Annotated in this window: 20 protein-coding genes; 13 read left to right on the top strand and 7 right to left on the bottom strand. The window is 38.5% G+C overall.

What is annotated here, in order from left to right:
- Positions 1-38: 38 nt before the first annotated feature.
- Positions 39-560 carry a CvpA family protein gene (locus OOZ15_RS11620; RefSeq protein ID WP_265956580.1) on the bottom strand — a complete coding sequence of 174 codons (522 nt, stop codon included), beginning with the start codon at positions 558-560 and terminating at the stop codon, positions 39-41.
- 246 nt (positions 561-806) lie between these two features.
- On the opposite strand from OOZ15_RS11620, the gene OOZ15_RS11615 reads away from it, so the two are divergent.
- The 9 genes from OOZ15_RS11615 to OOZ15_RS11575 all read left to right on the top strand — a co-directional run bounded on the left by OOZ15_RS11615 (position 807) and on the right by OOZ15_RS11575 (position 12163).
- Positions 807-1160: a hypothetical protein gene (locus OOZ15_RS11615; RefSeq protein ID WP_265956579.1), complete on the top strand. Its 354-nt coding sequence runs from the start codon at positions 807-809 to the stop codon at positions 1158-1160.
- 82 nt (positions 1161-1242) lie between these two features.
- On the top strand, positions 1243-2262 hold the full coding sequence (gene pheS, locus OOZ15_RS11610; protein ID WP_265956578.1) for a phenylalanine--tRNA ligase subunit alpha: 1020 nt from the start codon (positions 1243-1245) through the stop codon (positions 2260-2262).
- A 2-nt stretch (positions 2263-2264) separates the two neighbouring features.
- Positions 2265-2660: a hypothetical protein gene (locus OOZ15_RS11605; RefSeq protein WP_265956577.1), complete on the top strand. Its 396-nt coding sequence runs from the start codon at positions 2265-2267 to the stop codon at positions 2658-2660.
- A gap of 442 nt (positions 2661-3102) precedes the next feature.
- Positions 3103-3600 (top strand): GbsR/MarR family transcriptional regulator, encoded by a 498-nt coding sequence (locus OOZ15_RS11600; RefSeq protein WP_265956576.1) that lies wholly within the window; start codon positions 3103-3105, stop codon positions 3598-3600.
- Complete coding sequence (locus OOZ15_RS11595) at positions 3600-4712, top strand: efflux RND transporter periplasmic adaptor subunit (protein ID WP_265956575.1); 1113 nt, start codon at positions 3600-3602, stop codon at positions 4710-4712. Before OOZ15_RS11600 ends, OOZ15_RS11595 begins: the two co-directional genes overlap by 1 nt.
- A 6-nt stretch (positions 4713-4718) precedes the next feature.
- Complete coding sequence (locus OOZ15_RS11590; protein WP_265956574.1) at positions 4719-7877, top strand: efflux RND transporter permease subunit; 3159 nt, start codon at positions 4719-4721, stop codon at positions 7875-7877.
- 133 nt (positions 7878-8010) lie between these two features.
- Positions 8011-9399 carry an efflux transporter outer membrane subunit gene (locus tag OOZ15_RS11585; protein WP_265956573.1) on the top strand — a complete coding sequence of 463 codons (1389 nt, stop codon included), beginning with the start codon at positions 8011-8013 and terminating at the stop codon, positions 9397-9399.
- Between the two features lie 337 nt (positions 9400-9736).
- Complete coding sequence (locus tag OOZ15_RS11580; protein WP_265956572.1) at positions 9737-11596, top strand: hypothetical protein; 1860 nt, start codon at positions 9737-9739, stop codon at positions 11594-11596.
- Positions 11597-11611: 15 nt separating this feature from the next.
- Positions 11612-12163, top strand: coding sequence for a hypothetical protein (locus tag OOZ15_RS11575; RefSeq protein WP_265956571.1), 552 nt, complete (start codon positions 11612-11614; stop codon positions 12161-12163).
- Positions 12164-12666: 503 nt separating this feature from the next.
- Here OOZ15_RS11575 and OOZ15_RS11570 read toward each other — a convergent pair.
- The 3 genes from OOZ15_RS11570 to OOZ15_RS11560 all read right to left on the bottom strand — a co-directional run bounded on the left by OOZ15_RS11570 (position 12667) and on the right by OOZ15_RS11560 (position 15213).
- Entirely contained in the window at positions 12667-13581 is a 915-nt protein-coding gene (locus OOZ15_RS11570) for a 3-keto-disaccharide hydrolase (RefSeq protein WP_265956570.1), read from the bottom strand.
- 18 nt (positions 13582-13599) lie between these two features.
- Positions 13600-14112 (bottom strand): azurin, encoded by a 513-nt coding sequence (azu, locus tag OOZ15_RS11565; RefSeq protein ID WP_323053886.1) that lies wholly within the window; start codon positions 14110-14112, stop codon positions 13600-13602.
- A gap of 105 nt (positions 14113-14217) precedes the next feature.
- A complete protein-coding gene (locus OOZ15_RS11560; protein ID WP_265956568.1) occupies positions 14218-15213 on the bottom strand; it encodes a YheT family hydrolase in 996 nt (331 codons plus the stop codon).
- A gap of 151 nt (positions 15214-15364) precedes the next feature.
- Here OOZ15_RS11560 and OOZ15_RS11555 point away from each other — a divergent pair, with 151 nt between their 5' ends.
- Entirely contained in the window at positions 15365-15841 is a 477-nt protein-coding gene (locus tag OOZ15_RS11555; protein WP_265956567.1) for an acyl-CoA thioesterase, read from the top strand.
- Between the two features lie 234 nt (positions 15842-16075).
- Here OOZ15_RS11555 and OOZ15_RS11550 read toward each other — a convergent pair whose 3' ends face one another.
- Both OOZ15_RS11550 and OOZ15_RS11545 read right to left on the bottom strand, forming a co-directional pair.
- Positions 16076-16975, bottom strand: coding sequence for a DMT family transporter (locus OOZ15_RS11550; RefSeq protein WP_265956566.1), 900 nt, complete (start codon positions 16973-16975; stop codon positions 16076-16078).
- Positions 16968-17321 carry an arsenate reductase family protein gene (locus OOZ15_RS11545; protein ID WP_265956565.1) on the bottom strand — a complete coding sequence of 118 codons (354 nt, stop codon included), beginning with the start codon at positions 17319-17321 and terminating at the stop codon, positions 16968-16970. Before OOZ15_RS11545 ends, OOZ15_RS11550 begins: the two co-directional genes overlap by 8 nt.
- Positions 17322-17728: 407 nt before the next feature.
- Between OOZ15_RS11545 and OOZ15_RS11540 the strand changes: the two genes are divergently transcribed.
- Complete coding sequence (locus OOZ15_RS11540) at positions 17729-18193, top strand: DinB family protein (RefSeq protein ID WP_265956564.1); 465 nt, start codon at positions 17729-17731, stop codon at positions 18191-18193.
- Here OOZ15_RS11540 and OOZ15_RS11535 read toward each other — a convergent pair.
- Positions 18159-18914, bottom strand: coding sequence for a DUF3298 and DUF4163 domain-containing protein (locus OOZ15_RS11535; RefSeq protein WP_265956563.1), 756 nt, complete (start codon positions 18912-18914; stop codon positions 18159-18161). The genes OOZ15_RS11540 and OOZ15_RS11535 overlap by 35 nt on opposite strands.
- Positions 18915-19155: 241 nt before the next feature.
- On the opposite strand from OOZ15_RS11535, the gene gdhA reads away from it, so the two are divergent.
- Together gdhA and recO are read left to right on the top strand one after the other, a co-directional pair.
- On the top strand, positions 19156-20499 hold the full coding sequence (gene gdhA, locus OOZ15_RS11530; protein ID WP_265956562.1) for an NADP-specific glutamate dehydrogenase: 1344 nt from the start codon (positions 19156-19158) through the stop codon (positions 20497-20499).
- A 181-nt stretch (positions 20500-20680) separates the two neighbouring features.
- Positions 20681-21442 (top strand): DNA repair protein RecO, encoded by a 762-nt coding sequence (gene recO / locus OOZ15_RS11525; RefSeq protein WP_323053883.1) that lies wholly within the window; start codon positions 20681-20683, stop codon positions 21440-21442.
- The last annotated feature ends 123 nt before the right edge of the window (positions 21443-21565 follow it).

The raw sequence follows: 21565 nt of genomic DNA, 5'->3' as shown, positions 1-21565 counted from the left end.
ACCCATTAAAAAAAGGTCGTCTTTAATAGATGGCCTTTTTACATTGTAGAATCCACCTTTGTTTCTTCGTTGTCGGCTCGTTCCTTTAAAACCCATTTAAAAACGAAACTGCCAATGTCCTTTACAGGTTCATAGGTGGCTGAGGCTTCCAGGGTTTCCTTTTCAACAAATTGAATGGTGTTGTTGGTTCTGTCGATAAAGATCAAGATAGCTCCTAGGATAACTGCCATTTTCAGTCCGCCAAATGCACCGCCCAACAATCGGTTAAGAAAACCAAGTGCTGCAAAATTGGCAATTTTAGTGAGCAGTTTACCTATAAGCGATACCGCAACGATAATGATGACAAAAGTGATGGCAAAAGCGGCAAGGTTGATGTATTTTTCTTCCCAATCTACTTTTTCCTGAAGAAAACCGCCGGCAAAATAAGAGAAATGAATAGCGCCATAAATACCTATAATCAAGGCTGCGAGTGAAGCAACTTCAACAAAAAGCCCTTTCATAAATCCGCGAATCAAACCAAAAAGTATTAATCCACCTAAAACAATATCTATAAAGTTCATATGAAAATGAATTTAGACAAATATAAATCATTTGAACTTTCTATTTTTGCAGAACTCATCTTGACTTTTTTGATTGAAGTGAAAATTAGCTATTTTGAGCCTGATTGAAGGTTTTTTTGAGTTGCATAGCCGCGCTACGGAAGGAGAACCTGCCTGCCGGCAGGCAGGAAAGGCAAAAAGCAGGCTCAAAAGAGCAATTTTTTAACCAATTGGAAAAAGCCAAGATGAGTTCTAAAACAAAAACTGATGGCAAGAGACGAAGAGTTGAAAAAGAAATGGAATGAGTTGGTAGAAAAATTGTCTGACCAATTTGCCGACGGTGAAGAACTGGAACTTGATGCCATTATCTATTTGGTAGGGGTACAAGAACTGGGGCAACTGCATAGGAAATTTAAGAAAGACGAAAAATTGAACCTGATGCATATTGCTATTTGCAGACTTTTGGAACCCTATGGCTATTATGAATTCGACTTCTACGACGATGACGGGTGGCCGCATTACAAAATAAAAGAAGAATTGCCCGCATTGAAATCCGGAGAACAATCTGTTTTGATGAAAGAGGCCTTGGTTCAATACTTCGGGGAGAACGGTTTTATCTAAGGATATAGTTGAAAAAGCTTTTGCTTAAAATATATCATATTCTGTAGAATTCTGTAAATTTGCCCTTCCAAAAGAAATGGTTATGATCGATACGCTTAAGGAACATATTGAAAAAGTAGAAAGTTTTACGGCTACCACTGTAGATGAAGTAGAGGCATTCAGAATTAAATACTTGGGTAAAAAAGGTTTGTTGAACGACTTTTTTGCCGAGTTTAAGAATGTTCCGAACGAGCAAAAGAAAGAATTCGGACAAACGATCAATCATTTAAAGACAGCGGCGCAGGATAAGGTAAATACTTTGAAGGAAACTTTGGAGAACAAAGTTGCCGATGAAAATAAGTATGGAGATTTAACTAGGCCGGCCATGCCTTTGGAAACAGGATCAAGGCATCCTATTTCCATTGTAAAAAATCAGATTATTGACATCTTTTCCCGTATCGGATTTAATGTTTCCGAAGGTCCGGAAATTGAAGACGATTGGCATAACTTTACCGCTTTAAACCTTCCGGAATACCATCCGGCAAGGGACATGCAGGACACGTTTTTTATCCAAACAGATCCTGATATTTTGCTGCGCACGCATACTTCGTCTGTTCAAGTGCGGTATATGGAAAACAACAAACCGCCTATTCGAACCATTTCTCCGGGGCGTGTGTATAGAAATGAAGCCATTTCGTCCAGATCGCATTGCTTTTTCCACCAAGTAGAAGGTCTGTATATAGACAAAGGCGTTTCTTTTGCCGATCTTAAACAAACCCTGCAATATTTTACCACAGAGATGTTCGGAAAATCCAAAATACGTTTGCGTCCGTCTTACTTTCCGTTTACAGAGCCTAGTGCAGAAGTGGACGTATATTGGGGGCTGGAAACCGAAACCGATTACAGAATGACCAAAGGAACAGGTTGGTTGGAGATCATGGGCTGTGGGATGGTAGACCCTAATGTATTAGAAAACTGCGGTATTGATTCCAAAGAATATTCTGGTTTTGCTTTTGGTATGGGAATCGACAGGATCGCCTTGTTGCTTCACCAGATCTCAGATATCAGAATGTTAAGCGAGAACGATATCCGATTCTTAAAACAATTCAAGTCGGTTTTATAGCCATGAGGAAAGATATTGAAATACCCATTGCAGAAGAAGTCTATGTAGCTGCGATATACGAATGGGATGAAAAACACCTGTCAAGATCTTGGAATGTTTATCTCATCAACAACCGCGACGAGAATATGGAAGCTACCATTGTGGTTTCAAAAGGGTATGGTGATGATATAAAAACATCGACCATGCGTCATGGTTTCGGAACGATTGAATCAAAATCGTTTATTAAGGTTGAATTACTTCAGGAAGAAGTATTGAAGCTTAAAAATGAATTTTTCCTTACTTTTTTTGCTGATGGTAAATTGTTTGAAAAGAAATTTCTCTTCGACGAACACCAGATTTCAGAAAAAAATCTTGTCAAAACCCCTGTGATGGATGTAGAGGGTGTGTTAGCTGAATAGTTTTTTTGATTTATAAATGAAACAACTTTAATCCCATTAAATGGGTTTTAATTCCCCGATGCTCTGCGTCGAAATGGGTTAAGGTTTGTTCGTTTGAATACCTCGTGGGCTTGCCCCGAGGCAGTTAATTTATAGATTCATCCCGTCACTTCGAGTGTTTTTTACGAAGTGATAACGAAGTAAAAAATGTATCGAGAAGCATTTCGGAACTCCCAACATTATCCTACCGAAAATCACACCTGGCGCTATTTTTATAAGGGAAAAAGCTTAAAGAATACTTCACTTCATATTTGACAGCAAAATTCCATAATTAACACCCACCTGTTCGAAATTAACAAACAATTAACCTCTAATTGGTTCGGTAATTACCGAACCAAACGTACTTTTGTGTTTTATAATCTAATTGGTATTAGTATTCAGAATAATGACCGAAAAAAAAATAATGCAAAAGCAGAAAAAAGAGATTATTGAAGAAATGGGGGTTTATTTTGAATGTCATGGTAACCTTTCGCCTTTGTCTTCAAGAATTTTTGCCTATCTGGTTTTATGTGGTGAAGACGGAGCTACCTTTGATAAAATGTTGGAGGAGTTGGAGATGAGCAAGAGTTCGGCATCGACCAATTTACAGCTGTTACAATCCATGGGGAGGATCGGTTACTACACAAAACCGGGTGACCGAAAGCGATATTTCAAAATTTCTATTGAAAACTCCATCAACCGATTGGATGAAAAAATCAATTCTTGGGAAAAAGAGAAGCAACTTCATCAAAAAGTATATCGTTATCGACAGGAAATGTTCAAAATGGGCGATAAGCCCGTTGAAGAGTACAATGTGGAATTATCCATGAATAAGCACTTTGTCGAATTTGCCGATGAAATGATAAAGAGTTTAGAAAAATTAAAGAATAATATTTTAACAACAATCAACAAAAAGCAGTAATGAGGTCAAAACTATTTTTAATATGTGTTGCCGTAGTTTTATCAAGTTGCAGAGGTAAACAAGAGCAACAACAAGCACAGCAACAAGCAATGCCTTTTCCAACGGTCAAGATCGAAAAGCGCGATGTGACTACACAAAAAAGCTACCCTACCAGTATTCAAGGTGTGGTGAGCAGTGAAATAAGGCCTAAAGTTACGGGCTATATTCAAGATGTACTTGTAGATGAAGGTGAGAATGTAAAAAAAGGGCAATTGTTGTTCAGGCTGGAAACACAGAGCTTAAGTCAGGATGCAGGAGCTGCCAAAGCAAGTGTTAATGTAGCACAGGTAGAGGTTGAAAAACTAAAACCTTTGGTAGCAAAAGGAATTATAAGTAATGTTCAATTGGAAACGGCCAAGGCCAATTTGGCGCAAGCCAAAAGCAATTATAATAGTATTACCGCAAACATTGGTTATGCATCGGTTAGAAGCCCTGTGGATGGCGTTGTAGGTTCTATTCCTTACCGTAAAGGGGCTTTGGTCAGTGCTACTACACAAACACCGTTGACTACAGTTTCGAGTATTGAAAGTGTCTATGCTTTTTTCTCCATGAATGAAAAGGATTTTATCACCTTAATGAAAAATGTGGAGGGGAAATCATTAGAAGAAAAAGCAAAAAACCTTCCTAAAATAAGCCTCATTCTTGCAGATGGATCAACTTATGAAGAAGAAGGGACCATAGAGACCATTTCAGGAAATATCGACCCACAAACGGGAACGGTATCCCTCAGGGCTACTTTTAAAAACCCTGTCGAAATTTTAAGAAGTGGAAGCAGCGGAACGGTTAGGGTGCCACAGCATTACGAAGGGGCTTTGATAGTGCCGTCAATTTCAACTTTTGAACAACAAGGGAAACGCTTTGTCTATAAAGTGGCAGAAAACGACAGCATTTATGAATCTGCTCTGATTCCCTTAGACGAAACAGATAAGTTCGTTGTGGTAAAAAGCGGTGTGAATGAAGGAGATGCTATTTTGGCAAAAGGAGTAAATAAAGTAAGAACAGGCGCTAAAATTGTCCCACAACCTATGTCATTAGACAGTCTTTTAAATTCTTTTGAAACCGTATTTAAATAGTAAAGCATGTTAAAGAAATTTATTGAAAGGCCGGTTCTTTCAACTGTTATATCCATTATCATTACTGTATTGGGGATATTGGGGGTTTTAAATCTGCCGGTCACACAATATCCGAATATAGCACCGCCAACTGTCCAGGTAACGGCGAGTTATCCGGGGGCAAATGCCGAAACCATTCTGGAGAGTGTTATTATCCCGATTGAAGAGCAAATTAACGGAGTAGAGGGAATGACCTACCTTACCTCTAGTGCGAGTAATAATGGTAGTGCGAGTATTACAGCCTATTTTGAACAAGGTTACGACCCAGATATTGCAGCAGTAAACGTTCAGAACAGGGTGGCCAGGGCCAACTCATCCTTGCCTTCAGAAGTAATTCGGGCAGGGGTTACTACCCAAAAAAGGGAAAATTCAGCCTTGATGTACGTTGCCTTGCTCTCTACCAATGAGGATTATGACGATGTTTTCCTTCAGAATTATTTGAACATCAACGTAAAACCGGAGATACAACGTATCAAAGGTGTTGGAGCTGTGAATGTGTTTGGTGCCAAAGATTATTCGATGCGGGTTTGGTTGGATCCCGATAAAATGGCGGCCTATTCACTAACTTCCAATGATGTTATCGGAGCGATAAACGAACAAAGTCTTGAGGCGGCAGCCGGGTCTATCGGACAAAACTCAGGGAACTCATTTGAATATGTGATTAAATATAAAGGACGCTACAAAACAGCTGAAGAATATGAAAATATCATTATAAAATCCATTGGTAATGGGAAGTTCCTTAGATTGAAAGATGTAGCCAAAATAGAATTGGATGCATTTTCATATTCCTCCTTATCGAGATCGAAGGGGTATCCGGGGGTTAACTTTGGAATCTTTCAAACTCCGGGATCCAATGCACAGGAGATTATTGAAGAATTGTATGTGAAGCTGGATGAATTGCAAGAAGATTTCCCGAGCGGAGTTGAATATTTAATTAATTACGATACCAATAAATTCTTGACAGCATCCATAAACAAGGTAAAAAACACGCTTATAGAGGCTTTTTTACTGGTATTCTTTGTGGTGTTTATCTTTCTTCAGGATGTAAAGTCAACTTTGATTCCGGCCATAGCGGTTCCTGTTGCGATTATTGGTACGTTTTTCTTTTTGCAGCTCTTCGGATATTCGATTAACCTATTAACGCTTTTCGCCTTGATCCTGGCGATTGGTATTGTGGTCGATGATGCCATTGTGGTTGTGGAAGCGGTCCATTCCAAGATGGAAGAAGGATATGACGACGCTCGCGAAGCATCGATTTCTGCCATGAGTGAAATTAGTGGAGCCATTGTTTCCATAACATTGGTAATGGCCGCGGTATTCATCCCGATTACCTTCATACAAGGGCCTTCAGGGGTTTTCTATGAGCAATTTGGGGTCACCTTGATCGTTGCGATCTTGATTTCGGCGGTAAATGCATTGACACTCAGTCCGGCTTTGTGTGCGATTTTCCTTAAACCAAATCACAATGGGAATGGCAAAAAGAAGAATCTTTTACAGCGCTTTTATGCTGCTTTTAATGCCGCTTTTAGTGCGACCACAAAAAAATATACAAAAGCCTTAGGTTTCTTGTTGAAACATAAATGGATTACGGCCGTCATCCTTTTGGTTGCGGTTATGGGAATCTTGTGGACAAACAAAACAATGCCTACCGGATTTGTTCCTACGGAAGACCGGGGGGTTATTTTTGTAAATGTTGAATTGCCGGAGGGTGCATCATTAGACAGAACATTCCAAACAACGGAAGAATTATACGATATCATTGAAGGCGTAGAAGGGATTAGAACAGCATCTTTAATCGCCGGAAATAACTTCTTTTCCGGGGCGGGAAGTTCTTATGCCCTTGGGTTTATCATTCTTGAAGATTGGGAAAAGCGTACTACAGAAGCAACTTCTGTCGATGGTATTATCGGACAGTTATTCCAAAAAACGGCAGGGCTTTCAGATGCACAGATTGTCTTTTTCCAACCACCCAGTATCCCGGGATTTGGAGCATCAGAAGGCTTTGAGGTACAATTGTTGGATAGGGAATCCAGACCGCTGACCGAATTGGATGAAGTGGCGACCAATTTTGCAGCTGCTTTAACCGCAAGGCCGGAAATAGGTCAGACTTCCAACCCTTTCAGTACAGGGTTCCCACAGTTGGAATTGGATATTGATATCGCTAAGGCAAAAGAAGCAGGTGTTGGTATAAGCGATATCATTTCGACATTGCAGGGGTATATCGGAGGTTTTTATGCGACAGATTTCAGTCGATTCGGAAAACAATACCGTGTCTTTGTTCAGGCAGAACCTGGAGATAGAACCAATATCAGCAGCCTGAACAGTATTTTTGTAAGGAATGCCAACGGACAAATGGCTCCGGTTTCAGAATTTGTAAAACTGGAAAGAGTCTACGGACCGCAAACGGTAAGCAGATTTAACTTGTTTAATTCAGTGACACTAAACGGTTCCGCAGCTCCGGGTTACAGTTCCGGGGATGCCATTAGGGTCATTGATGAAATAGCCGAGGAAAGTCTTCCGAACAATTATGAGATCGCATATTCGGGACTAACACGGGAAGAAATTGCTTCTGCGGGTCAGTCCGGATTGATCTTCGCATTGAGTATTCTGTTCGTTTATTTTTTCCTATCAGCACAATACGAAAGTTACATATTGCCATTGTCGGTATTACTTTCCCTACCGATAGGGGTTATGGGGGCCTTTATCTCAACCAAATTGGCAGGCTTGGAAAATAACATCTATTTCCAGATCGCACTGATCATGTTAATAGGGCTGTTAGCCAAAAATGCAATTTTGATTGTGGAATTTGCCTTGCAACGTAGACGGCAGGGATTGTCACTGGTCGATGCTGCGATTGAAGGAGCTCGTGTAAGGTTGCGACCTATTTTGATGACTTCCTTTGCGTTTATTTTAGGGATTATGCCGCTGGTAGTGGCAAATGGAGTAGGAGCAGAAGGAAACAATTCCATCGGAACGGGAGCAGCCGGAGGTATGTTTATCGGTACTGTCATAGGAGTATTTGTTATTCCGGTATTGTTTGTGGTTTTCCAATGGTTGCAAGAACGCATTTCAGGAGTACCGGAAGCTGTTGTTGAATCTGATGATAATTTCAAATTAAAGAAATGAAACGAACATGAATTTTATTAATCATAAAATACGCAAAAGCGCATGATTAAAAAAATTCATGTGAGAGCGAAGCGGTTCCATGTGTGCAACAAATTTTTTGCACATTTTGGATATTGCAAAAAATTTTAAACACATGAAAATAAAAGTTTTATTAGGTCTTTTTATTCCGTTGATGCTACAATCATGCTTTGTGGCTAAAAATTATGAAAGCCCCGAAGTAGAAACGGAAAATTTATATAGAACCGATCAAATTGTTCAAGACAGTACTTCTTTGGGGATGGTTTCCTGGAGGGATCTTTTTCAAGATGAAATTCTTAAAAAGCACATTGAAACAGCTTTGACGAACAACTTGGACATTCGTATTGCCGTTCAACAAATCCTTGCTTCGGAGGCGTACTTGAAACAAGGGAAGGCGGGAAATTATCCTACTTTGAATCTGAGTGCTTCCGTAACACGGCAGGAAAATTCAGAAAACAGTCAGTTTGGGAGTATTTTCAGTGGTGCTGTGGAGCAATATGATATGACGGCCAACCTTTCCTGGGAAGCCGATATCTGGGGGAAGATCAGAAGCAATAAACGTGCTTTTGAAGCTACTTATCTACAATCAGTTGAAGCGCATAAAGCAGTTAAAACCGAATTGGTAGCTGCTGTGGCTTCTATCTACTATCAATTGCTTTCTTTGGATGAACAATTAGAGATCACCAATGAAACCATTGAAAATCGGGAGAGTAGCTTGGAAACAACCAAAGCTTTAAAAACAGCCGGACTGGTCACAGAAGTGGCGGTCAAGCAAACCGAAGCACAGTTATACACCGCTCAGGCGATAAAAATTGATTTGGAGAACAGTATCAAACTGCTTGAAAACTCGTTTTCCATTTTGTTGGCTGAAGGACCACATGTAGTAGAGCGAACTGACTTGGAGGATCAAGAAATTACTTCCGATTTAACCACCGGGGTACCTTCTCTCTTGCTGCAAAACAGACCGGATGTAGCTGCGGCAGAATTTAGTTTGATCAATGCTTTTGAACTGACCAATTTGGCGAGAAGTAATTTCTACCCGTCTATAACCTTAAGTGCAAGTGCCGGTTTTCAAAGTCTGGAGTTTGATAATTGGATAGATGCAAGTTCTATTTTCAACACCCTTGTTGCCGGATTGACCCAGCCTGTCCTTAACGGAAGAAGGATACGTACACAATATGAGGTATCTAAAGCGCAACAAGAACAAGCTTTGTTGAATTACAAGAAAGCTTTGCTGACAGCGGGAAGGGAAGTTTCAGATGCGCTGTATGATTATGAAGCGGCTTCAGAAAAAATAACGATTAGGGAAAAGGAGTTTGAAGCTTATAACAAAGCTGCAGAATATTCAGCAGAACTGCTTGATCACGGAATGGCGAATTACCTTGAAGTGCTCACCGCCAGGGAAAACGCATTAAATTCAGAATTAAACCTTGTCAATACCAAATTTGAACGCTTGAACGCTATTGTAACACTGTACCAGGCACTGGGTGGGGGTTGGCAATAGGAATTACCAAATATTTTTCATGATTAGGTTATGCCCTTGCGATAGCGAGGGCTTTTTTGTCTATATTGGGAACGCTTGGATAATTATCATTTATGGGTTTTATTGGAGAAGGCCTCACCTGATTCCAGCTCCGGGAAGTGTCCCCCGACATTTTTGGGAATATATTTGTTCGAAATAAGAAGGCTTCAAGTAGCAGATTCTTTGTAAAGTTGACAGAAAATTAAACCTCCATTTCATCGAAAAGGGGAAATTTCCCCTTTTATCATAAATTATATTCACTATATTACTAGTTGATTTTCAATTTAATAGCAATCAACCATAGTAAAAGTTACGTGTCATGAAACAAAAATACACTGTACTGATCAAAGGATTTCGCTTACTTTTTTTACTGTGCATAACCCTGCTTTTTACCAATTGTGAAAAAGATGATGTTTACCATAAAGAGGCCCTTTCCGAGGAAAAACTTGATATACTTGTCAAAAATGTGTCCCTAAGTGAAATTCAGGAAGATGCCCTGTTAAGTTCTGCCATTGAAAACATTGAAACAAGGTTTGACTATGTTGGGAAAAAGGGCGCTGCTTCAAAAATCAAACCATCAGATGGTGGTTTTACCATTCTTACCGATGAGATTGTTAAAATAACAAAGAACCACAAAACCACATACACATTTCGGATTGAAACACCGACAGACCAACGATCTACTTTTGAAAACTTTGTGATCAAAAAATTAAATAGCCAAAAAATACAATTCTACATTTACCGGTACAAAGAGAATACGGGCGATTATAGTAACTACATGCCTTATATTATAACCCGGGAAAAAGTAGATAGCAACCAAATTAATGAAGGCGCTTTTGACGGATACTTAAACAAGGTGCTTTATGATTCTTCGTCTGATTGTTATTTTGATGTAAGCAAATCGGGAAACCTACTCATTTTGACCGTCTTGGCGTGTGGAGATTCCGGTTCTTCCGATATGAGTGTTGGAAGTTCAGGAGGAAGCTATAGCGATTGGGTGTACTATAACCCGGACGGTGTGGGGGACTGCCTTCGGTACCGTGGTTACCTTGATGCCAATGGTGAGCCGCAATACCAGGTTGAGCCTTTTTCATGCCCTGATGACGACACTTCCTCAAGCAATGATGGACCAGACGACCCATGGTCCGATTCAGACGGTTCCAATTCTGACCCTTTGCACGACGGTGACAGTGGCACGGGCGGTGGCGGTTCTTCCTCTAATGGTGATGGTTCCGATGACTCCACGGTAGGTGTCCTTCCCCAAAAGACCACAGCGGACGAATTGGCCATAGCATTGAATATCACCGAATTTGAGTTCCGTCAAACCCTGTATTCTGATGATGAGCTTGCAGATTTATTATTTTCTTTATGCATGGCCAATAATTTTTCAAACCAAGCAAAGGCAGCTACTTTAATGACCGTTTATACCAAATCACTCGGTAAGATACAAGGCCCTTTTGACAACACTTATTACAATAAGGTCATCCAACAGTTGTCCATAACAGGGTTTACAAGCGATATAGACCTGACCAATCCGGCGATAAGGGAAATTTGGCAATATCATTATACCACACAGAGGGACTTTTTAAAAACGAAAAACCCTTCGTGGTCCAATACATGGCTGTATTGGCAAACCACTATGGATATGCTTTCCATGCGTTCAACCTATAAACAGGTCAAAACTTTTTTGGCCAATAATGGGAATAGTCTGGAAGCGAAGGCTCTTGCTAGGGAGGCAGTTGAGTCATTGATGGACAAAGTATGTTTGAGTAGTTTTCAATTCACTAATGTTGGGAGTAATTGGCAAAATGCAGGATTAAGTAATGTTAATGTACAATTTTTAACAATTGGAAAAGTTATTGCTATACAAAATGTACATTTTCCCGAACTTCATTTTGGATTACCAAAAGAATTATCAAATGGAGAGTATATAACTAACAATAATGCTAAATATGTAGCGGAAGAGATCATGACAGAAGCTGAACAACTTACAAATTCATTTCAATCAAATAACCCCACCGCAACAGCTAATCAATTAAAATATTATTTCTTAGAGCAAATGCAAAATATTAGCGCACAACACGGTGGCACGGTTGGAACCTCTCCTCCTCTTGGTTGGATAGGGCCATTAAAACCACATAAAGCTTACATAATAAGTAGCTTTTGGGAATGTGATTAATATAAAATATTTAGAATGAAGAGTTATTTACGGAATGAAGCTTATAAATACTATCCTAAAGGTGTTAATGGACTAGATGATACCTATATGAAAAGAAAAGAAATAAAGAATCTGAAAGAACAAGTAGGGCTAACATCAAAAAAGGAATATGGAGAATGGGTAACTCTAATTAATAAATTTAATAATCAAAGTCATTTAAATGCAATTGACAAAACAAATTTCACAATAAATCAATCTAGTATGGCTTTACAAATAATTTTAAAAAGTGAAAGAAAATTTTCGTTAGTTTTTAGTTGTTATTGTAGTTTTCTAATCCCATACTTTTATTTTATAGAAACAATCCATGACAGCTCAACTAGATTGATTCTTGATTACCAAAATATTAATAGAGTTACAGATAAAGACATTAAGAGATTGATCAATAACATTAAACTTCAGTTTGGTAGAAAAATAATGAATGAGGATTATTTATTTTTTAATATTCCTAATTTATCATTCGAAACAATACCATTTGGAAAGTTTAATGTCCAAAAAGCTTTTTTTAATTCAAAACACTTAATGCTGTGAAAATAATAATCTTTCTAATACCAATAGTGTTAGCATATTTAATTACATCATTGATATATCATAATTATGCATATTTTACTACTAATTTAGGCTCATTATGGATGAATATTAGTTTCTATTATTTATTGATTTTCGGTTTACTCATCTCGTCCTTAAGTTTATTAAATAATAGAAATTTAATTAAGAAAATATACATGGCCCTAAGTATTTTAGTGCTTGTTATATTAATTGTTAATTTAATAGAATCAATAGAAAATTTAAAAAATCATTCATTTTTAGTCTTTACATTATTTCTTCTAATCTTTAATCAAATCAAGATGAAAGTAAAAAACCTTCGTTAAAAACCAGCTCTCCGAACTGTCCTCACTTCGGAGCATTACTAAGCACAAAGCCTGGATTTCGCTAGCGTAAAACTGTAAAACTCTTGAACAGTTACTTTTATCGAAAGAACCCTTTCAATTCAAAGTCAGGAGACGTCGAAGAGCAGACGATATGATTTCTTATCAGTTGCTTTCAGCTTTGGCTTGTTCTTCAGCTAGGATAGCATCGATAGTAGCACTTAGTTTTTCCTTATCGTTGTATATGGGGTCAAGGTCAACAATTTCTACTTTTCTAAATTCAATTGGGTGACTTTCGCTTTGGATGGAAATATAGCCTTCGGTAAGTGGTTTTCCGTCTTGTTTTACGTTTGGATCGTGCTTGTTAACACCTCCATCGCCAATCTGTGGTTTGGTGTATTCCAAAACGGTTTTTCCTTCGGCGATGTGCTTAATAATGGAATCTTTCAACACCAAAAAAGTAGCGCGGACCCATTGGTCGCCACGATATGTTTTTGAATCGGAATTGGTGCAATGCGGAGTAAAAAGCTCGCCGTTTATGACAACATTCGTTCCCGGAGTACATAAGTTCAGGGTCGGACGTTCATCAGAACTATCAATATCACCACCCAAGAACTGTCCTTCAATACTGATGGGGAAATCTTGGTCTTTCTGCATGGTTTCCGGGGCTTGTCCGTGTAACATAGCACCGCTGTTTCTCCATGCCCAGCCTTCACCATCGGCTATTTGTTTATCTACAAAACGGTATTCTATTGCCAAAAAGTAAGCTGAAAAGGATTTGTCATAGAACAGATGGCCGTATTGCCGGTCGAAAACGTTGTTATAACCATCATAATTCACGGTGATGTTTCCGTTTTTGACCGAAAAAGTGTTGGCATAGTTTTCGCCGACTTCGTGTTTGGATATTTTTGGAATCCAGCCGGAAAGGTCTTTTCCGTTGAAAAGTTGTTGCCATTCCGGCTGGACTACAACAGCCGTATCGTTTTTCTGTATTGGTTCTTCTTCTTTTTTCTTACTGTCTTTACAACCAATAAGTATAAACAAAAGTGTGAATGCGGAAAGTAGATACGGATGTCTCATAAATAATTTGGGTGTTGGTTATTCTACAATAAATTTACCTTGCATAGAAGCAAAATGTCCGGGGAAGCTACACAAAAAGTCGTATGTGCCGGCTTCAGGAGCTTCAAATTCGATAGTTGCGCTTTCTCCACCGCCTAACATTTTTGTGTGAGCAAGCACAGCATCGGTTCCTTCAGGGATATATTCGCTATCGACAGCCGAAGCTGCTTCGGTAGCAAAAGCAACCAAATCTACACCACTATTAAGGATGACAAGGTTGTGACCCATTACTTTTTTATCAAGTTTCCCGATGTGTTTTAATGTGATGACTACTTTTTGTCCGGCTTTTACGCGAATTTCTTTTTTGTCGAACTTCATCATATCGTTTGCAGTAATTACTACGGTGTTCTCAGATTTTTCAGAAGTGTCTGCTTTCTTTGAACTTGATGCTTCTTGTTCATACTGAAATTTCTCTTCTTTCTTTTCTTTTTTAGCATCACCACAGCTTACAATAGCAACAGCAAAAAGGCATGCAGTTATTTTACTTAACATTTTCATAGTGTTGTGAAATTTAATTTTTCCAAATAGTTATTTATTGGATGCTAATATAAGTATTTCTATGGCTATTGCGATGTGTGAGGTATAGAAATACAAGTTTTATAACGCTTTTTTTGTTTGTGGTGATGAATGGGGAACCAGTTCTTTTAGGAATTCAATAGCTCTTTTTTCGGTGTAATACACATTGTTCTTATCATAAAAACCTACATGTCCGCCATATTCAGGCACTTCCAGATAGAGGTTTTGGTTTTTTTCTACTTTCTGAAATGGATAGCATTTATCAGAAAGGAAAGAATCGTTTTTGGCGTTGATGATCAAAGTAGGAACATTAATGGCTTGCAAAAAGGGAAGCGAACTGCTTTTTTCATAATAGTCTAACGCATCTTTAAAACCATGGGCTTGGGAAGTGTAGCAATCGTCAAAATCTTTTAGGGTGACAATTTTTTTGATATCGGTTTTTGAAATTTTATTCGGAAAAGATTGTTGTTTTTGTCTAAGCTTTTCTATCAGGTTTTTTTTAAAGCGTTTTGCGTAGAGGTAATTTTTGGTTTTGTGTATTTCCAACATTGACCCATAAAGATGACACGGAACAGAAACAGCGATAGCGGCTTTTATTTCTTTGGGAATGGGGTGATGCTGTCCCAAATATTTAAGCGCAAGATTTCCGCCGAGACTAAATCCATTTAAAATCACGGTATCGTATTGATATTTTTCAATGATATGATGGGTGATGAACTCCAAATCACCCGTTTCACCCGAATGATAGCTTCGGTATTGTTTGTTAGGTTCGCCACTACAACTCCGGTAATTCACACAAACAGCATCATAACCGCTCTGATTGAATATTTTGGCACTTCCCAAAGCATAAGGTCTTTGGGCGTTACCTTCCAACCCGTGTAATACAATAGCAAGTTTACGGGTTTTGGCTTTGGCATAACTCCAATCAAGGTCGATAAAATCATCATCAGGAGTGAAAATCCGTTCGCGTTCTTGTAAAATACCGTTTACCTGTCTAAGGAGAGCAGCATAAATGGTAGAAAAGTGTCCATTTCTGAAAAAATGAGGGGGATTATAAGTAGAAGTTATAACAGGCATGGTCGTTTTTAGATAATGATGAGTTCAAAGATAGAAATCATAATCATACAATTGTTATGCGCGCATAACAATTGTTTTGTAAATTTGTTGAAAGAAAAGGAGCAAAAGGAAATGATTGCGTATCATTTATAAAATATAAAACGGGATAGTTATGTATAAAAAAGAATTTGAAATACGCTGGAATGATCTTGATGCCAACAGGCATTTGGCAAATAAGGCTTATGTAGAATTTGCTGCCCACACGCGTATGTCTTTTTTGGTGGAAGCGGGTTTTGATCTACGTTTGTTGACAAAATTGAATATAGGACCGGTAGTTTTTTATGAACATATCTACTATTTTAAGGAGGTGTTTTCAGGAAAACCGGTGACCGTGAGTTTGGAATTGAAAGGAATGAGTGAAGATGGAAAGTTTTTTGAGTTCCATCATAATTACTATGATTACAAAGGCCGTAATGTGGCGCACTGTGAAATTATGGGCGCATGGATCGACCTGAAAACCCGAAAACTGATCGGTTTATCCAGTGAAGTCTTACAGCTGTTCGACAAAGTAGAACGTGCAGAAGGTTTCAGGGTGCTTACTAAGGAAGACACCCGTAAATATGCCAAAACACCAAAAGACCTGAGTTGACCTATAAAATTGAATATCTGAAAATAAAAGATTAAAATAACCATTAAGGGAATTAAGTTGCTTAATGAAACATCCATGCTTAATTTTTAAACACAAAACGGGGATGATTATATGGATGTTCTATGTGACCTTTGAGAAAACAATAATTTTGAACACATAAAATACCTTAATTCCCTTAACTTCTTAATGGTTTTACATTTTTTCACAGTATAGTATAAATCAAACTCACGTCAGTTAAGATACCGGAGCCTTTTTGACTTTGGTCACCAGATAAACTCCGGTAAACACCAAAATAGCAGCCATAATTTTCAGAATATTCAATTGGTCTGCCCCCACAATAATTGCATAAAGAATTCCGATGAGTGGTTGCAGGTAGATAAAAGCGCCAATGGTTGAGGCTTTTAGCTGCTTTAATGCGTAAATATTAAAAAGATAGGTGAGGAAGGTCGTTCCAATAACTACAAATGCCATCCGCCAAATAGCGTCAAAAGGTAGGGAAGCCCATTCTACAGCTGTAAATTCTGAAATAGTCACCGGCAGGTTGATGATTATACCTGTCAAAAACAACCATTTCATTAAGGTAATGGCATGGTATTTTTTAGTGAGTGGTTTTACCAAGACGAGGTAGACGCCGTATGATGTCGCATTGACGATAAACAAAATATTTCCCAAAGCGATATTGGGAGCGTTGTTTTGTGCCTCCCCGTTGCTAAATAGAACAAGTCCCAAAGCTCCTGCAAATCCGAGTAAAATCCCGAATGAGCGTACAAAAGTGATTTTTTCTTTGATAAGAATAGCCGAAAGGACAAACACGATAATAGGTGAAATCGTCACAATAACAGCACTGTTTATGGGAGTAGAGAGGCTTAAACCCTTGAAGAACATTAGCATATTGATTACCATTCCAAAAAATGCGCATATCAACATTCGTCCCCAATCTTTACGCTCTATTTTTTCTTTTGGACCCCAAATACTGATAACCCAAAAGAGTAGGGCTGCTCCGAGAACCCTCAGTAAAATCAATCCGAAAGGCTCAATATAAGTGGGCATCAAGTCTTTGGCTACCGTATGGTTTATTCCGTAGATAAGGCTCGCACCAAAAGCTGCCAAAAAGGCCAAAGCTCTTTTATCCATGAATGACGTTTTTTGCAGCTTCCACAGTTTTTTTAGCGTTTCCGACAAAAATGGCATCGTCAACCAAAATAACCGGTCTTTTCAAAAAAGTATAATGTTCCAGAATTAGGTTTTTATATTCTTCTTTGGTCAGGGATTGCGCTTTCAGGTTTCGTTCTTTATACAAACGGGCACGCTTACTGAATAAAGCTTCATAAGAACCAGTTAATTGTTCCATAGCCTCAAGCTGTTCAACAGTAATAGCTTCAGTTTTAATGTCTTGTTTTGCAAAATCATCCGGGAGATCCAGTTCCTTGATAATTCTTTTACAAGTGTCGCAAGTGCTTAGGTGGTATATTTTTTTCATACGGCAAATTTAAAGATAATCGCAGAGCTATACATTCCTTTTTGTCTACTTTTCTTTGTTTTGGATACTCCATGGATAAAACATAGTTATAGTTTATTTATACCGTATATATGTTGTGTATATGCCGTGTATATGTCGTATTTATAGCGTATATATAGCGTGTTTGATATATTAGAACTACATAATATAGCCCCATTATGACTACAACCCCGTCTTTTTACATCAAAATGAACTATGGTGGGGTATTTGAATTAGTATGTAAAGCTAATTGCGGAGATACAATTTCTTTTCATCAGAATTATAACAATAAAGAAATGCACACGTAATTTTTTCAAATTATCTTTGAAATATCAATCCTGTGAATCGGATTTGATGGTAATTAAAAGACATTCAAAAACAGAAAAACAATGGATTATCAATTTGAAGTTTTGGAAAAAAGCAGACAGTCGCTTTTAAAATTGATTGAAGGACTTACCGAAGAGGAAATCAATAAGATCCCTGAAGGGTTTAACAATAATATTGCTTGGAATGTTATTCATGTGTTGATTACACAACAGCTTATTTGCTATAAATTGGCGGGAGAAGAGGGTTATGTTGACGAGCAAACGATTAAAGACTACAGAAAAGGAACGGCTCCAAATCCTGAAAAACCGGTTTCTTTAGAGGAATTTGAAAAGTATAAGGAAGAATTGATGCCTAATGTTTCCCGAATCAAAGCTGATTACCCAAAATTTACCACATACAACAGTTACACGACTAGTGTGGGGATAAGCTTAAACTCAATCGAGGATGCCATTACTTTTAATAATTATCACGAAGGCATACACTTGGGCTATGTTATGGCACTTCGTCGAGCCATTCGGGTTTTATAAATTCTTTTACTTGTTCAAGCGGGATGTCGATTGTCGTAAACCCATCTGAATAGGCAGCTATTTCATATGGACTGTAGATGAGTTCGATGCCTTTTTCGTTAAAACCGATGCTGTTGGGAAGGTGGAACTGGTCGTTTTCAAACATAAATCCGGAATTATTGATATTGGCTTCAGGTTCTATTCCTTCCTGTTTTCTGAAAATCTGTTCTGCCAGATCGGTAAAAGCACCCAAATCAGTAAAAAGGTCGCTTTGTTCAAGCACTTTTCCGGTGTTGATGTCAAAGTTCAAAAAATAAATATAGCTGTAGCCATGGGCACCGCCGGTGAACATATAATTTTCAATTCGTATTGAGACGAGATGCTTATTCCTATAAACAACATCACCTGTGATGTCAGCTTGCCATGAGACAATATCATCGGGAAAACGCTTTTTTAATGTTTGATATCCATTTTTGAACGCTTCTACAGCATCATCAATAGAAGAAATTTCATTTTCTTCAGTATAATCAAAGACCCGGATGATATAATCGTGGATTTCCTGATTGATCTTTGCTACTGCTGTATCTTCACCCTGTGCTTGTGGGACGTCAATGGTCACCTGCGGACACTCTTCACAAGAGCTTTCCACCAGGTTTTGCTGTATAAAACTGATTTTAGGTTCATCTGTGCATCCGTAAAGTAGGAAAAGGAAAAGGGCTCCAAATAAGAAAAATGACCTCATAAAATAATAACTGTTAAATGTAAAATAAAGCTAAGCTGTTTGTTATGATGCCCAAAAGTAAACACTTATTTTTGTTTAAACGAGTTTTGCGCATACTTTGGACGGATTTTTTGCGGTTGAATAGATTACGGAATAGTAAAATATTAATAAATTATAAAAATAAGCCCCTTAAATTTTAAATAAATGAATATTTTTGCCTTTAAATTAATAAATCTTTAATTATCCATTTTTTATGAACGCAATGGACAAAAAAATAAAAGCATTTATGGACGAGGTTAGAGTCCGTAATTCGCATGAGCCGGAATTTCTACAGGCGGTACAAGAAGTAGCGGAAACAGTAATTCCGTATATCGCACAGCAGGAAATTTACAGCGGTAAGAATATATTGTTGAGAATGGTAGAGCCGGAAAGAGCAATTATGTTCAGGGTGCCATGGGTTGACGATAAAGGAGAGATTCACGTCAACAGAGGTTATCGAATCCAGATGAGCTCTGTTATCGGTCCGTATAAAGGGGGGCTCCGTTTTCACCCAACGGTAAACATGAGTATTTTGAAATTCCTCGCTTTTGAACAGGTGTTTAAAAATAGTTTGACCACACTGCCTATGGGAGGTGGTAAAGGAGGATCCGATTTTGATCCTAAAGGAAAGTCGGACGATGAGGTGATGCGCTTTTGCCATAGTTTTATGAGTGAATTATTCAGACATATAGGTCCGAATACCGACGTACCGGCAGGGGACATTGGCGTAGGGAGCAGAGAAGTTGGCTTCCTTTTCGGAATGTACAGAAAGATTAAAAACGAATTTACCGGGGTCTTGACTGGAAAAGGACTTTCTTGGGGAGGTTCGTTGATTCGTCCGGAAGCAACGGGCTATGGAAATGTATATTTTGCCCAAAACATGCTTGTAAAGAAAGGCGACAGTTTTGAAGGAAAGACGGTCACCGTTTCCGGTTCTGGGAATGTGGCGCAATACGCTACAGAAAAAGCAACACAGTTGGGAGCAAAAGTGGTTACACTTTCCGATTCATCGGGAACCATATACGATAAAGACGGAATTGACGCAGAAAAACTAGCGTATGTGATGTTCATTAAAAATGAAAAACGCGGGAGGATTTCTGAATATGTAAAGAAATATCCTGATGCTGAATACCACGCAGGAAAAACGCCTTGGCATGTCTCTTGTGACATAGCCCTGCCATGTGCCACACAAAACGAATTGAATGGTGAAGATGCCAAAACTTTGGTGAAAAACGGTTGTGTCTGTGTGAGTGAAGGAGCAAATATGCCTTGTACTCCGGAGGCTGTTACTGAATTCCACAATGCGAAAATATTGTTTGCTCCAGGGAAAGCGTCCAATGCAGGAGGGGTGGCCACTTCCGGTTTGGAAATGGCACAAAACTCACTGCGTTACAGCTGGACCCGCGATGAAGTGGACGACAAATTGAAAGGAATTATGAAGAGTATCCATAGTTCTTGTATCGATCATGGAGAAGATCCCGACGGATACATCAATTATGTCAGAGGAGCCAATATCGCCGGATTTGTGAAAGTAGCCGATGCGATTTTGGCACAAGGAGTGGTGTAGGTTCTTTAAGGAAAAATTATAAAAGAGGAGGCTGTCGAAGAGTTTGTTGATTTTGTCATGCTAAGTATGTCACCCTGAGCTTGTCGAAGGGCTGTCCAAGCACTGTCGAAGACTAATTAGGTGTTAATGATATACACTTCGACAAGTTCAGTGTGACATTAACTGAGCGTAAATTCTTGGGGTGACAGCCTCTTTTTCTATTTTTGTTACATCTACGGAAATATTTATGATCGTTACCACACAAGCCATTGTCCTTTCAGCAATAAAATATGGAGACACCAGTCTTATCGTGAAGCTTTACACTTTGAGTGATGGGATAAAATCATATATGCTGAAGGGAGTGCTGTCTTCAAAAAAAGGAAAGCTCAAAAAAGGTTACTTTCAGCCTTTGACACAATTGGAGATTGTAGCAAATCACAAAAATAAAGGAACACTCGAAAGTCTGCGGGAGGTGAAAACCGTCAATTTTTACCAAAGTCTACAAACTGATGTACGCAAAAGTTCGATCGCTCTTTTCTTGTCAGAAATGTTGGTGATTTCGCTTCAGGAGGAGGAAGTCAATCAGACTTTATATCATTTTATTTCAAATTCGTTTCAGTGGTTGGACATGAACGAGGAGATTGCCAATTTTCATATCAGTTTCTTAATTGAACTCACACGACATCTCGGTTTTTATCCAGATAACTCACATGAAGATTATCCGTATTTTGACTTAGCTGAAGGCGAATTTGTTACATCGCTCTACAATGAGGTTCTTTCCGAAGAAAATTTGGTGAATTTCAAAAAATTCCTCCATAGGGATTATGATACTTCAGCTAAAATAAAAATGGGAAAAACCCATCGGGCGGAATTGCTCGATAGCATGATTCGCTATTATCAACTTCACTTATCAGACTTTAAAAAACCACGTTCACTGGAAGTATTACAACAAGTTTTTGGGTGAAAATCTTGGTCTGAAACAAACTTTTATAGTTAAATACACAATAAAGCGTATTGAAGCTGTGTTATTTTTGACATTTCAATACCATTTTTTAATGCTTTTAAGGTGGAGCAATTCGCTGGAATT

Source organism: Galbibacter kalidii, assembly GCF_026241135.1.
Classification (GTDB): domain Bacteria; phylum Bacteroidota; class Bacteroidia; order Flavobacteriales; family Flavobacteriaceae; genus Galbibacter.
The sequence above is the reverse complement of the archived record's forward strand: the minus strand, read 5'-3'. Positions and strand labels throughout refer to the sequence as shown.